Origin of the sequence: [Limnothrix rosea] IAM M-220 (genome assembly GCF_001904615.1) — a bacterium.
In the GTDB taxonomy this organism is placed as follows: domain Bacteria; phylum Cyanobacteriota; class Cyanobacteriia; order Cyanobacteriales; family MRBY01; genus MRBY01.
This window is the reverse complement of the sequence record NZ_MRBY01000073.1, coordinates 1-13,787: the sequence shown is the minus strand read 5'-3', so window position 1 is coordinate 13,787 and position 13,787 is coordinate 1. Positions and strand designations below refer to the sequence as shown.

Genomic DNA, 13,787 nt, shown 5'->3' with positions numbered 1-13,787 from the left:
CTGGGTTAGTAATGGAACCATCGTTTCAACGACATTGCTTTTACTACTTCAGCATACTCATTCCCGGAGAGCCAACAATTTGAGGGGCAATGTTGTAAGTTGGCGAAATGGATTGAGTTTTTCTTGTTTTAGGGTGTCAGGTAATTTTAAGATATATCGTATCAATGTATGTGATGTTGGAAGTGGTTGGGTATATGGCTAGTCGTCTTGTTTTTTAGTCATAATTGGGTGGTTAGGTTTGCTTTAGCTGATTGTTGAGGTGTCATCGTTCGGGCTGGCTAGTGCGGAGGGTTTAGGGGATTTTCTTGAGGTTTGGGTTCGGTGTCTTGTCTGGCGATCGCCTGCTCTTTTTCTTTCAGCGGTATTTTAAAATACGTTAACCTATAGGGTAAGAAATACCACAAAACACTTATCGTTACAGGGTTTTGAGAATTCCATGAGTCAATCAATTGTGAAGACAGACACTATATTTTCGCCGGATGCCAATCTTGAAGCTGAGCCGAGTGGTAATTTTGCGAACTTCGTACAGGAAACAACTGCTCTCACGAAGCGTTTAGTTATTCAGCTGCAGCGTCGTCCATCTACTTTGATCGCGGGAATTGTGCAGCCGTTTATGTGGTTGGTGCTTTTCGGGGCACTTTTTTATAAGGCTCCGCAGGGATTGTTTGGTAATGATATTAATTATGCTCAGTTTCTCGCGCCGGGGATTATTGTGTTTACGGCTTTTTCGGGGGCATTAAATGCTGGTTTGCCGGTGATGTTTGACCGTGAGTTTGGTTTTTTGAATCGCCTTTTAGTCGCGCCTCTCTCTACGCGTTACTCGATTGTTGCGGCTTCGACGGTTTATATTATGGGGCTGACGTTAATTCAAACAGCGGTGATTGTTGGGGCGAGTGCTTTGCTGGGTGCGGGTTTACCTTCTCTCGCTGGTTTGGGGGCGATCGCCTTAGTTGTTTTTCTGATTGTCCTCAGCGTTACGGCTTTGAGTCTAGGTCTTGCTTTCGCCCTGCCGGGACATATTGAATTAATCGCTGTAATTTTCGTGACAAATTTGCCTTTGCTTTTTGCGAGTACTGCCCTTGCACCTCTGGATTTTATGGCAAACTGGCTGCAAATTGTCGCTAGCCTAAATCCTCTCACCTATGCGATCGAACCAATTCGCTATTTATATATGAACGCTGACTGGTCTTTAAATAGTGTGGTGTTTAGTTCCCCTTGGGCGGATTTGAACTTTACGGCAGTGCTTGGTCTTCTAACTGTATTTAGCGCGATCGCCCTAACGTTGATTCAGCCATTATTAAAGCGTCGCTTGGGTTAAGGCAAAACCTTCAAAACTCAATTTCATCTAATAAAAAAGGGAAGGCTAGAAAGCTTTCCCTTTACTGTTTCAAGGATGATTTTTAAATCTGGAGTGGAGCAAAAGACCTATGCTGCAACAGCTTCAGGCTTCTTGCTATTACGGATGCCTTCAATAGCAGTTGCGTAGTCGTCAGCTTTGAATACTGCAGAGCCAGCCACAATTGCATTAGCACCAGCATCAATCACTTGCCATGCATTGTTGGGCTTGATGCCGCCGTCAACTTCGATCCAAGGATCAAGACCACGCTCATCACACATAGCGCGGAGCTTTTGGATCTTCGAAACCATGGAAGGGATGAAGCTCTGACCGCCAAAACCGGGGTTCACACTCATGATGAGAATGAGGTCACACACATCAAGCACATGCTCAATGATGTCGAGGGGAGTAGAGGGATTGAGGACAACGCCAGACTTTTTGCCTAATTCACGGATTTGGCAGAGGGTGCGGTGGAGGTGAGGAGAAGCTGTGTGCTCAGCGTGGACAGAAATAATATCAGCGCCAGCTTTTGCAAAATTCGCGACGTACTTTTCGGGTTCAACGATCATCAGGTGTACGTCTAGGGGCTTTTTGGTGTAGGGGCGAATTGCCTCAACGATTAAGGGGCCAATGGTGATGTTGGGAACGAAACGACCATCCATGACATCAACGTGGATCCAGTCTGCGCCAGCTTCGTCTACAGCTTTGATTTCTTCTCCGAGACGGCTAAAGTCAGCGGACAAAATAGATGGAGAAATAGCAATTTTTTTATCGGTCATGGTAGGTCGGTTCCTCTCAAAAATTCTCGGTTGGTATCAATATTAACAAAAGTTTGTATCAATTCTTTTACATCGACTTGACTAAAGTAATTACATTTTTTAGGGATTAATGACTTTTGGGGCGATCGCCATATTCATAGGAGAAATTATGGTTCACGTTCAGGCATGCGCAGTTGATCTTTGGTTCGCTTCGGTAACAGTAGATTATTTAATTTCCGGAGCTGTTCCGGTGTGCCCATACAAATGAGGGTGTCATCGAACATCAGCATCGTTTCGCCTGTGGGGCCGGGGATCAGCTTACCCTCAAATTGACCCCGATCACTACGACGAATGGCTAACACTAAAGCCCCAGATTGTACCCTCAGGCGCGCTTCGATTAAAGTTTTACCAATGTATTCGCCGCATTCTTGGTCTAGTCGAATTTCTTCGATGTAATAGGATTTTTCGCTTCCGGTAAAGAGTCCATCGACAAAATCCATCACTTGGGGGCGTAGGGCAGAGGCGGCTAGTCGGCGACCACCGGTGATATAGGGCGAGACAACCTCATCAGCACCCGCTCGTTTTAATTTGCGGAGGCCTTCTTCGGTGCTGGCGCGGGCAACGGTTCGCAGTTTTTTTTTCTCGCATAGGGTTTTTGCGGAGAGGACGGTGTAGAGATTTTCGGCATCTGAGCGGAGTGCGGCCACGAGGCAGGCGGCCTGTTCTATTTTGGCGGCATATAGGGATTCGTCGAGGGTGGCATCGCCTTCGATACAGGTGTAGCCAAGTTTGCGGGCGGCGGCGATTTGTTCGGGGTTGGAATCGATGACGACAAAGGGGATATTTTCTTCAAAAAATTCCTTGGCAACTTGCATGCCTGTTCTGCCGAGACCACAGATAATGTAGTGCTCCTGAAGGCTATCAATGCGTTTTTGTTGTTCTTGCAATTTTCGCCACTCCTGTACGTAGCCACCAATAATCGCTTCGGTAAAGCGGTTGACGATATATCCAATATTAATGACCCCTAGGACGATTAGGGTGATTGTAAAAAATCTGAGGCGATCGCTATCTAGGGGACGTACTTCTCCAAAACCAACGGTGGAGATGGAAATTAAGGTCATGTAAATCGCATCCGACATCGACCACTGTTCGACAACTTTGTACCAAGTCGCGCCACCGAGACAAAGGCCAAGCAGTGAAAAGCTGCCCACTAATAATTGTTTTTTGAGTCGTAGATATTGTTGCTGGATGCTATACACGTTTCTTTAACCTCAAGTAATCATGACCTTTGACTCTCGCTGGTCTGTAATTTGGATTAAACTCAATACAACATATTCTTGCGCTTGATGCTGCCACTTCCCATGACTCCGCCTGTGCTATTGGTTTTGATGAAGGGTGTGGTGACTTTAAGTCTTTTTCCGGATTCCTTGTCGTAATAAAAAAGGAGTAGCTCGTGAGTCCACAAACGATACTTGACCATGCCCCTGTCAAAACCTTTGACCCTGCTGATTTTAATCAGTATGTGATGAATACTTACGGACGTTTCCCGGTGGCGATCGCCCGTGGGGAGGGGTGTCGTCTGTGGGATACGGAGGGCAAAAGTTATCTGGATTTTGTCGCGGGGATCGCCACTTGTACTTTGGGCCATGCCCACCCGGCTTTGATCGATGCAACCAGTGAGCAGATCAAAAAACTCCATCACATTTCAAATTTGTACTACATTCCGGAGCAGGGTGAGCTAGCAAAATGGCTGGTTGAACATTCCTGTGCGGATAAGGTTTTTTTCTGTAATTCTGGGGCAGAGGCCAATGAGGCGGCCATTAAGCTGGTGCGCAAGTATGCCCATACGGTTTCGGATTTTTTAGAGCAGCCTGTTATTCTTTCGGCAAAATCCAGTTTTCATGGTCGGACGTTGGCAACGATTACTGCCACGGGTCAACCGAAATATCAAAAGCACTTTAATCCCCTTCCGGATGGCTTTGCCTATGTTCCCTACAATGATATTCAAGCCCTAAAGGAGGCGATCGCCGATATTGACGAAGGGAACCGTCGCGTGGCTGCGGTGATGCTTGAACCCCTCCAAGGGGAAGGCGGTGTCCGTCCCGGTGATGTGGCATATTTCCAAGCGGTACGGCAAGTTTGTGACGAAAACGAAATTCTCCTTGTGCTCGACGAAGTGCAAGTAGGCGTTGGCAGAACTGGCAAATATTGGGGCTACGAAAATCTCGGTATTGAGCCGGATATTTTCACCAGTGCGAAAGGTTTGGCTGGTGGTATTCCCATCGGTGCAATGCTCTGTAAGGATTCCTGCGCGGTCTTTAACCCCGGTGAGCACGCGAGTACCTTCGGCGGCAATCCCTTCTCCTGTGCTGCGGCTCTGGCGGTTGTGAACACGCTCGAAACGGAAAACCTACTGGATAATGCCAATGCTCGTGGTCAACAGCTCCGTTTAGCTCTAGAGACTTTGGCGCAGAAATATCCCTACTTCGTTGAAGCGCGTGGCTGGGGCTTAATCAACGGCATGGAAATTAAAGCCGACGTTGATTTGACTTCCATCCAAGTGGTGAAAGCGGCCATGGAAAATGGTCTATTGATCGCGCCTGCTGGCCCCAAGGTTCTTCGTTTTGTGCCACCGCTCATTGTGTCTGAGGTGGAAATCAGTGAGGCGATCGCCCTACTCGATAAAACATTGGCGGGCATTACGGTCAAATAAATTTTTTACTTGAATAAGTTAGTAGATAGACAGATCGTAAAAATATCTGTCTCTTTTTCATGGGCTGGGTACGCCTCAGAAAAGGGGTTTTACAATCAAGACAGTGAACTTGTTTCTACTGCAAAGACTATGAGCGATCGCCTATTTTTCCATCTAGCCATCCCCATTACCGATACCGAAAAAGCGAAGGAATTTTATGCGGCAGTGCTGGGCAGTGGTGTTGGTCGGCAAAATGCGGGTGCTGTCATTTTTGATTTTTATGGGCATCAGCTCGTCGCTCACGTGACAAAGGAACCGCTGCAACCCCAAAAGGGCATTTATCCCAGACATTTTGGCATTACCTTTCTTGATCAACAGGATTGGCAAACGACTCTTGATCGGGCAGAAAAACATAACCTCACTTTCCGCGATCGCCCGCGTTTACGGTTTGAGGGGAAACTTACAGAACATAAAACTTTTTTCCTTGAAGACCCGTTTTATAATCTGCTCGAATTTAAGTGGTATCGCCATCAAGAAGCCATTTTTGGCGGACAAGAAGTAAAAGAAATCGGCGATCGCCCCGAGTAAACAGAGGGATATTTTCTAAGATTTAAGCCGTTGAGATTTTCTCCTTTCGCGCGTGAGCAATAAGGTCAAAAGGATACCAAAAATTAATCCGAGAAAATGACTATAAAAACTCACATTGGTGGAGCTAAGATCAATGGCAAATTGCAAAATAATAATGCCGGAAATGAGCTGAAACTGTTTCCGCGCTGATGTTGAATGTTCCCGTCGCCATCCTCGAAATAAAATAACAACGATCGCCCCGATCATGCCCATAATGGAGCCAGAAGCCCCCACCCATTGGCGGTAGGAAAAGCGAATTTCTTCGGTTAGAAATAGTGACCAGCGGGGCAAAATGCTAAAGTCAAACCCTTGAGCTGCGGACACCAAAATTAGTAAGGTCAACATTGCCGCGACACCACTGGCGATATAAACGAATAGATAACGACCTTTGCCGAGGTGCCGTTCGACAAAACTACCTAACAAATAAATCGTCAAAAGATTCGTGAGTAAATGGGCAAAATCAACGTGAATAAACGTTGCGGTAAAAATACGCCACCATTCGCCTGCTACCACCGCCACAGGGGTAAAACCCGCTAAGTCAATGAGAGCGCCCCGTCCTACTTTGAAGTTGAGGACGATGCCCGCTACGAACACGCCAATATTGATAAAAACTAAGAATAAATTAATCGAAAATCCCTGTTTATAAATAGGGCGACGTTCTAATAAGCTTTGGTAGGAACGATCAATATTGCCTTGGTTAATATTGCGGGTCAGTGCGGCGATAAGGGGGTAGGATTCGGGCTTCAATAATTTCTCCGCAGGTTGGGGCGGATGCTGGAGACGAAAGGCGATCGCCTTCTTAAATTCACTATCGGGATTTTCGGTGAGCGTTTTTAGTTGTTTTGCTGCAATGCGTTTTTCCCCTGCGCCGTACCAAGCGATCGCCTGCCAAAATTGTTGAATTTCATTGGGATAAATGGAAAGGCAACCGGATAATAATTGCTCGACTAATTTCACCTCTCCACAAAAGGCCGCCGCAAACAGCTGAACCTGATGATAATTTGTGCGATCGCCGCCCCGTGATAATGCCTTTTCACAGGATTTGAGTTGCAGTAATAATTCGTGGAGATGCCCCGTTTCCCCAAGCGCGCGACAGTAATACATCAACAACAACGGGTCTCGCAGATGGGATTTTGTTTGTAACCATTGCAATAGCCCTGCCCAATCAAACTGCATCACATAAACCGTGGCGATCGCCTGCTGTGCCACAAAGCCCGGACTCGTTTCGTATTGCGTCAAGATTGATTTTGATTGGGCAATATCTCCCTGTTTTGCTAGCTCTAATGCCCAGATGATTTTTGGCTGCGACCACCAATCATCAAAGGGATGCAAGTAACGTAAACCAAAGGCTAAAAAACGCGCTTTTTGATAATTCTGTCGGTAAATCAAAGCCTGAATTTGTCGCAATCCTACCGACGGCACAACGACTAAAAGCCCCCACGCAATACCGCCGACCCATACCGCTGACTGCATGGAAAAGAAATTTGTCCCCCACGTCAGCGCCAATACCAAAATTGCTTTGTAAAGCCAGCCTTTCGGACGGGGAGACGGCGATCGCAGCGTTCGAAAAATGAGGAGGCCACAGGATAACGAGATGCAATAGAAGAGTAAAAAATACCAGTTCAAAAACGCCATAAAATCTGGGTATCAAGGCAAAAATGTGACGAGAGCTATCTGTTATCTTAAGTGAATATATTTTTGACTTCTGAAACGAACCTAAATTTACTCAATGAAAAAGCTGCTGCGCTCTACCTGCTGTCTAGTCGCCCTAGGTCTATTTAGCTGTACAACGCCCCAACCGACCACCCAAGACATAGACACCACTGCCCCAGCCGCAACTGAAACTTCCACTGAAGTATTGCCCCTCGTTACCGGCGCTATTCCCGATCAAGATCCTGAAAGATTACAGCGTCTTTATGGTCTTTTGGCTGATTATCTCAGTGAAACCCTCGAAATTCCGGTGGAGTATAAGCCAGTCACTGATTATCGCGCTGCAGTCACTGCGTTTAAAGTGGGTGATCTTGATCTCGTTTGGTTTGGCAGTCTCACGGGTGTCCAAGCACGCCTCCAAGTTGAAGGAGCACAGGCGATCGCCCAGCGGGATATTGATGCCGAATTTCACTCGGTACTTATTGCCAATGTCAATAGTGGCCTCGAAGAATTAGCCAGCGATGAAGAATTAGTACAAGTAAAAGGTAAAACCCTAACCTTTGGCAGCGAATCCTCCACTTCCGGTCGATTGATGCCCCAGTATTACCTCGAACAGGCGGGAGTTTCTCTAGATGATTTTCAGGGAGAAGTCGGTTTTTCCGGTTCCCACGATGTCACCATTCAGCTCGTTGAAGCAGGCACCTACGATGTTGGTATGCTCAGTGAAGAAGTGTGGGAAAGTCGTTTAGAAGCGGGCGAGGTAGACACCAATAAGGTCAAAGAAATTTGGCGATCGCCTGCCTATTTCAACTACCACTGGGTGATTTCTCCTAATGTAGATGAGCGTTATGGTGAAGGCTTTAGTGAAAAAGTTCAAGCAGCGTTACTCGCTCTAGATATCGAAAATCCTGAGCACGCCGAAATTTTGGAGCTATTTAGCGCCAATAAATTCATCACGACGACCAACGAAAATTACGACAACATCGAGTCAATCGGTCGGCAGGTCGGCAAGATTCAGTAAATGTAATGGGGAGTTTTCTCTTTTCGGTGTGGTGACGCGGCGGAGGGGAGAGTCGGTGACAGGGAGAGAGATTTGTTATCGCAAAAATTTCAGCGGTAAAAAATACAGGCTTTCGCTTTTTCTCCGTGTCTCCCTTTCTCCGTATCCCCGTGTCTTTATCCCCGCGTCTTTTTTTCTCAAGAGTTAACCTGAACTAACCCAATTCGGCGATCGCCTGCCGTACCTGCCATGAAAAAGTATCTGCGCGTCGAAACATTTCCTGACCCGTGTGGAGATAATCCTCGCTGTAATTTAGTGTGAACCACTGAAATTGTTCTAGCCCATCACTAAGATGATTCAGACAATAATAAAGATCGCGGGCAACGCGAGCCACATTGGCAGGATTTGGCAAGGATTGAAAAATATTTTGAGCTTTCTCTAGAGCCGCTTGAGACGCTTCTAAATAATCCATAAATTCTTGCATCAGCTCATCATCAAACGGATCCGCCGACAACATTTCGATTTGCTCCTCTAGAGGATCAATCACCGCATGAATAGTGTGATTGAGCGGACGATAAATCTTTTTCAGCCACACATCTAAATCCGGTTCATTGGAGCGGCGCGGCTTGACTGTTACTCCCTGAGCCGAACGAATCCCCCGAAATGTCGAAGCATTGCGATCGCGGTCGTATTGCTTGCGCTGCTGGACATCCCCAAGAATTTCGTAGGCATGGTTAATCTCAACAATGCGCTCTTGACCATTTTCTGTCGCCGTTGTAGTGCAAACATCTGGGTGAAATTGCTTGGCTAGTTTGCGGTAGGCTGTTTTAATTTCCTGCTGCGTTGCCCGCGGCGAAATATTTAGGGCTTTGTAGTGGTCTGGGGAAGACGACATGCTCGAAATTGGGATGATGCACTAGGATTTGACATTTTCGTTATGCTAACGAAATTTCTTGGGATTATTTTAGGCTGCTGGTCAGATTCTAAAAAAGATATTTTTGTTTCGTCATCCTGTTTTGTCCATTACGGCGATCGCCCTAGTTTCAGTTAGACACCTTAAAAAACTAAGATCATCATGCCATGCCACCGACCTAGACAATAAATCTAGCGGTTTATTACTAATACTATTTCACAAAAAAATTAGCACTCAAATATCATGACTGCTAAATATTTCAAAAAGTTTATAGATAACTCTTTTTCAAAAAAACTTTCTTAAAATAACTAATTACCAGCCCCTATAGACCTGAAAAATTGTCAGGATGAGCGCTCTCCTAAAAGTTTCCCTTAGTTGTTAATGAATCACTCAAGGGCAACCACAATCTGTCTGTAAGGACTGACCTTGTCCAAACTTTTAGATGCTTGCAAAAGAGAGGTATAGCGATGTCGTATTCTTTTGATTTATTAGGTGTTACTCCCCTAATTAACTTTTTTGAATACCAACAGAAAAATGAACAGGATCCCTATCGCCCGAAGACTTACATTGGTTCCTATAATTGCACTTTAGATAGTTTTATAGATGCGATGGATATGATCCCAAAAAAGCCTGAATGGGATTGGGATCAAGTTGTCGAAAAAATGGTTCAGTTTTGGGTGCGCCATGAAGATCGGGTACGGGCTTGTGAAGATGATTTAAATGTAGATAGCGACGAACCACAGCTTGTGATTGCGCGGGTTGTTAATATTGAGGCCTTAAGAGACAATTTTGAGCTGTTATTTGATGTTTAGTTTGTTATGGATTTTCTCTTTTAACGTTAGTTATGGATAAGAATTTAGCTGACATTCTTTAGAGAAAGGGAGACAAGCAGAGGGAGAGACATAGATAACCGACGAAAATCTGCGTTTTTTGAAAGCTAGGATTGTTTGAATAAAACATCTCCCTATCTCCCGCTCTCTTATTCGCCGCGTCGTATTGCCGAGTACCCTTAAGCAAAACTCAGGTTCTTTTACCAATCGCCATTTTAAGTTGAAAGACGTTTTTTAGATCAACATTCAGAGATCGTCAAAGTCAATAGGTTTAGGACTACAAAGTGGGGGCTTTGTGGCATCTTAACGAAGTAACCGAAACTTTTTGAAAAATCTCTGACCTTAATGCTTGAGCAGATTATAAATAACCGTGTTCTGCCAGAAAATCGTTGGTGATAGGGGGATTTTGAGCGGGATTTTGATAGCTAATAAAGCGCTGGACATATTTTCCGAGGACATCTCCTTCAAGGTTTACCCAGTTACCAGATTTCAGATAAATCAAATTTGTTTCGGCGTAGGTATGGGGAATAACGGCGACTTTAAACCAATGACCTTGGCGATCGCACTCGGCAATGGTCAGACTAATACCGTTAACGGCGATGCTCCCTTTGGGGACAAGGCAAGGCGCAACGTTTTCCCACCATGTATCTTCATTGGCGCGGTTGTGGGTGAACCACATTTCCCATGCTTGGGCGGTTTGTACGGATTTATCAAGGCTGCCGATGCTATCTACGTGGCCAGTGACAAAGTGGCCGCCGATTTTACTGCCGACGCGCAGGGATGTTTCGATATTGACTCGTCCTGCTCGTTCTACGGCTTCGCCAAGGATGGTGCGTTTGAGGGTTTCGGGGGAGGCTGTGGCGACAAATCCTTGCTCTAAAATAATTTCGACGGTCAGACAAACACCGTCTACGGCAACGCTATCGCCGATCGCCAAATCTGCCATAATCTGTGCAGCGCCATCGGGCAAAATCTGAATTTCAAAGCGATCGCCGCCGAGGGCTTTCACTGTACCGAGAGCTTGAATGAGTCCAGTAAACACAGCGTTATAGCAAAGGTTGAGAGGGTTTTGTTATTTGATTTTAAGTCTTGGTGGGGGCGCGAAACGCCCCTATCGGTTTGCCGACATCGTGGAAAGTCAATCGTCTGACTGATATCGGTAATCGCTTGGTTGTTTTACAGTTCGTCTGGAATGACCCATTGGGGGGGTTCTGTCAGTTTTTTCATGCGAGCTTCCTCGGCCATTTCGAGCATCCGGTCGAGGGATGTTTCCTGCATAAATTGGCTAGCTTCCTTAGCGTACTCTTTGTTGGGACAATCGTCGCCGAGAACACAGCCATTCACGCATTCAACGGCGCAATTTACTGTTTGAGTCATGGTTTTTCGGTCGGTAAATCAACAGGGGTTAAAAATCGTAGTGTAACGTTTTAGCCGCCGCCGACGATGGTGACAATTTCGAGGCGATCGCCCCCTTGAATAATCGTATTTTCCCAAAGGTGACGATGGAGAATTTCACCGTTATATTCCACGGCCACAAGGCGAGGATTTGTGCCTAAATGCGCTAAAAATTTGGGCATGGTCAGTTCACTAGGTACAGAGTGGCGATCGCCGTTTACCCATACTTCAATCATGGTTTAGTTTGCTCCCTCAATGCGCATTAACGTTTGCTTACGGCTGAGCTGAGCGACAAAAAATTGCGTCGCTAAAGTCGGCTGCTCACTTTGCATAATGCTCCGCACGACCGCCACACGCTGCGCTCCAGCCCCTAAAACCTCGTGGATATTATCAGTATTGATACTCCCAATCGCGAACCAAGGCACAGGGCAATATTCTTGGGCGTAGCTGACATAGGCGTGACCAGCGGCGGCTTTTCCCGGCTTTGTCGGCGTTTCGTATACCGGCCCCACACCCACGTAATCAGCACCTTCCTTGAGGGCTTTGTCTAGTTCCTCTGGGTTGGTGGTAGAACGCCCAACAATTTTGCCAGCGCCTAAAATATCCCGCGCTACGGCGATCGGTAAATCTGTTTGTCCCAAATGCACGCCATCCGCATCAATGGCCGCCGCAATGTCCACCCGGTCATTTACGAGAAATAATGCACCATAGCGATCGCAGAGTTGTTTGAGGGCGAGGGCATTGGTGTAGCGTTCATTATCATTTTTGTCCTTATCGCGATACTGAACGATATGCACACCACCCTGTAGAGCTGCTTCCACCACCCCTAGGAGATTTTCGTGGGGAGAGGTGACAAGGTAAAGGTAAGACTCTTGGAGTTTTTGTTTCAGCTGGGGCGCAAAAAGCTGACTTTCGAGGGTATAAACCTGATAGCGCATCTGTTTACAGTTTTGCGACATCTCGGTGTTATGGAGCTTGCTGTATTCTTCGAGTACCCGCAGAGCTTCTTCAATACGGCAAATATTAGCCCGTAATAAATGGATAATATCGCTGCGACTTTCTTCATTGGGATGACTCAGGGCTGTGCCAACGTCATGGGGCGTATCCCGCGCTGCCCGAAACTCTTCGCTGTGCCATTGGGCTAGGGTTTGGCGCATTTCTTTGCAGCAACTGGCTAAATCTGCGTTATCTAAACCAAACCGACACCATTCTTCAACAATACGTAAGCCTTCGCGAGCGCGGTCAAGATTTGCATCTAAAATCCGGAAAATTGCCGCCGTTTGCGGAGATGATGAATGTTCAGCCATAATCTCTAGGGTTAAAAAGATCTCGTTTGTGGAACTACGCGCCATATCTTATCCCAACTGTTTGGTGAGATGTTGCTCTGGCACGGTGCGTTATCGTCTCTAACGATAAACTGACAAATTAATCTCAGGAGAGCTTCCTTCTCGTTCGGTAAAGAAGCTTAATTATCCGATCTGAGGAATTTCCCTTAAGATTTTAGAAATGAACTACTAATCTTTTTCGCCCTCAAGATTTTCGCAATTACGGGCAGAGTTAAGAATGCAACTTCCCCTCACTCAGATTTTTCAGCAGTATCGTTCTCAGGCGATCGCCATTGAGTCCGAGGCCGAATTAGATCAGCAGATTACCCAGTGGCAAATCGGAATACCAAGACCCACCCTAGTGATTGTCGGTGGTGCGGGTGGCATTGCAGAGGAGGATTGCGAGACGTTGCAGCAATTATTTATTGACTGTGTTGCGCCCTGGGCAGAGGAGCATGGTCTAGCTGTTGTGGATGGCGGTACTGATGCCGGGGTTATGCGTTTTATCGGAGTTGCTCGCGAAACGATTAAAGGAAAATTCCCGTTAATTGGTGTCGTAGCGGAAGGCACGGTGAATTTGCCAGAGCGTCTCGGCACAAATCCCTATGCGGCGGAGCTAGAGCCTCACCATAGTCATTTTGTTTTGGTTCCCGGCGGGGAATGGGGTGATGAATCGCCTTGGTTAGCACGCACGGCTACGGCGATCGCCGGCCACTGTCCCTCCGTTACCTTTGTGATCAATGGCGGCAATATTACATGGCAAGATATCCAATGTAGTATCGATGAAAATCGCCCAGTTGTTACCTTTGCTGGCAGCGGCAGAACCGCAGATATCCTCACCGAAACCCTACGGGGTCAAGTCCAAGATGAACGCGCCGAAAAGATTCTTGAACAGGGCAAAGTTCACGTTATCTCGATGCATACTTCTCCCGCAGAACTAAAAACTCTCCTCGCTGACCTGTTTCACACTGCTTTGTCGTAGTCGCCATAATCACCTCAACATCATGAAAATGGGCGATCGCCGCCTCTGAATATTCTGTTTTTTCTTGAGCAGAAAAGAGAAGTTGTTGAGTTATTGAGGAATATATACACTAAGAGACATAACAAGGAAAATGCTTTACTTAATCAATGTTTAGTTTTCAGTAACGACTTCTACAGTAACGTGAGTTTTGCTTAAGCATGCTCGGAAGTACGACGCGGTGAATGAGAGAGCGAGAGATCGGGAGATGTTTCTATGCAAACAATCCTACTAGCTTTCAAA

General features: G+C 46.3%; 14 protein-coding genes. 6 read left to right on the top strand and 8 right to left on the bottom strand.

Features of this window, described 5'->3' with window-relative positions:
• The first annotated feature begins 436 nt into the window (after positions 1 to 436).
• Positions 437 to 1,318, top strand: coding sequence for an ABC transporter permease (locus tag NIES208_RS17570; protein ID WP_075894288.1), 882 nt, complete (start codon positions 437 to 439; stop codon positions 1,316 to 1,318).
• A gap of 107 nt (positions 1,319 to 1,425) precedes the next feature.
• On the opposite strand, the gene rpe is transcribed toward NIES208_RS17570, so the two are convergent.
• Positions 1,426 to 2,115 (bottom strand): ribulose-phosphate 3-epimerase, encoded by a 690-nt coding sequence (gene rpe / locus NIES208_RS17565; RefSeq protein ID WP_075894287.1) that lies wholly within the window; start codon positions 2,113 to 2,115, stop codon positions 1,426 to 1,428.
• Between the two features lie 146 nt (positions 2,116 to 2,261).
• Positions 2,262 to 3,353, bottom strand: coding sequence for a potassium channel family protein (locus NIES208_RS17560; protein ID WP_075894286.1), 1,092 nt, complete (start codon positions 3,351 to 3,353; stop codon positions 2,262 to 2,264).
• 194 nt (positions 3,354 to 3,547) lie between these two features.
• Between NIES208_RS17560 and NIES208_RS17555 the strand changes: the two genes are divergently transcribed.
• Together NIES208_RS17555 and NIES208_RS17550 are read left to right on the top strand one after the other, a co-directional pair.
• Complete coding sequence (locus NIES208_RS17555; protein WP_075894285.1) at positions 3,548 to 4,807, top strand: aspartate aminotransferase family protein; 1,260 nt, start codon at positions 3,548 to 3,550, stop codon at positions 4,805 to 4,807.
• Positions 4,808 to 4,936: 129 nt separating this feature from the next.
• Positions 4,937 to 5,374 carry a VOC family protein gene (locus NIES208_RS17550; RefSeq protein ID WP_075894284.1) on the top strand — a complete coding sequence of 146 codons (438 nt, stop codon included), beginning with the start codon at positions 4,937 to 4,939 and terminating at the stop codon, positions 5,372 to 5,374.
• A 15-nt stretch (positions 5,375 to 5,389) separates the two neighbouring features.
• On the opposite strand, the gene NIES208_RS17545 is transcribed toward NIES208_RS17550, so the two are convergent.
• A complete protein-coding gene (locus NIES208_RS17545; protein ID WP_084176679.1) occupies positions 5,390 to 7,048 on the bottom strand; it encodes a rhomboid family intramembrane serine protease in 1,659 nt (552 codons plus the stop codon).
• 94 nt (positions 7,049 to 7,142) lie between these two features.
• Here NIES208_RS17545 and NIES208_RS17540 point away from each other — a divergent pair, with 94 nt between their 5' ends.
• Positions 7,143 to 8,084, top strand: a complete 942-nt coding sequence (locus tag NIES208_RS17540) for a putative selenate ABC transporter substrate-binding protein (protein WP_075894282.1) — start codon at positions 7,143 to 7,145, stop codon at positions 8,082 to 8,084.
• 193 nt (positions 8,085 to 8,277) lie between these two features.
• On the opposite strand, the gene NIES208_RS17535 is transcribed toward NIES208_RS17540, so the two are convergent.
• Positions 8,278 to 8,958 carry a J domain-containing protein gene (locus NIES208_RS17535; protein WP_075894281.1) on the bottom strand — a complete coding sequence of 227 codons (681 nt, stop codon included), beginning with the start codon at positions 8,956 to 8,958 and terminating at the stop codon, positions 8,278 to 8,280.
• 485 nt (positions 8,959 to 9,443) lie between these two features.
• Between NIES208_RS17535 and NIES208_RS17530 the strand changes: the two genes are divergently transcribed.
• A complete protein-coding gene (locus NIES208_RS17530) occupies positions 9,444 to 9,788 on the top strand; it encodes a hypothetical protein (RefSeq protein ID WP_075894280.1) in 345 nt (114 codons plus the stop codon).
• A gap of 376 nt (positions 9,789 to 10,164) precedes the next feature.
• On the opposite strand, the gene ribE is transcribed toward NIES208_RS17530, so the two are convergent.
• The 4 genes from ribE to NIES208_RS17510 form a co-directional block, all read right to left on the bottom strand.
• Positions 10,165 to 10,848 (bottom strand): riboflavin synthase, encoded by a 684-nt coding sequence (gene ribE, locus NIES208_RS17525; RefSeq protein ID WP_075894279.1) that lies wholly within the window; start codon positions 10,846 to 10,848, stop codon positions 10,165 to 10,167.
• 134 nt (positions 10,849 to 10,982) lie between these two features.
• On the bottom strand, positions 10,983 to 11,183 hold the full coding sequence (locus NIES208_RS17520) for a hypothetical protein (protein WP_075894278.1): 201 nt from the start codon (positions 11,181 to 11,183) through the stop codon (positions 10,983 to 10,985).
• A 50-nt stretch (positions 11,184 to 11,233) separates the two neighbouring features.
• On the bottom strand, positions 11,234 to 11,437 hold the full coding sequence (gene thiS / locus NIES208_RS17515) for a sulfur carrier protein ThiS (protein ID WP_075894277.1): 204 nt from the start codon (positions 11,435 to 11,437) through the stop codon (positions 11,234 to 11,236).
• 3 nt (positions 11,438 to 11,440) lie between these two features.
• Entirely contained in the window at positions 11,441 to 12,508 is a 1,068-nt protein-coding gene (locus NIES208_RS17510; RefSeq protein ID WP_075894289.1) for a thiamine phosphate synthase, read from the bottom strand.
• Between the two features lie 256 nt (positions 12,509 to 12,764).
• Between NIES208_RS17510 and NIES208_RS17505 the strand changes: the two genes are divergently transcribed.
• Positions 12,765 to 13,508, top strand: a complete 744-nt coding sequence (locus NIES208_RS17505; RefSeq protein ID WP_075894276.1) for a hypothetical protein — start codon at positions 12,765 to 12,767, stop codon at positions 13,506 to 13,508.
• Positions 13,509 to 13,787 lie beyond the last annotated feature (279 nt).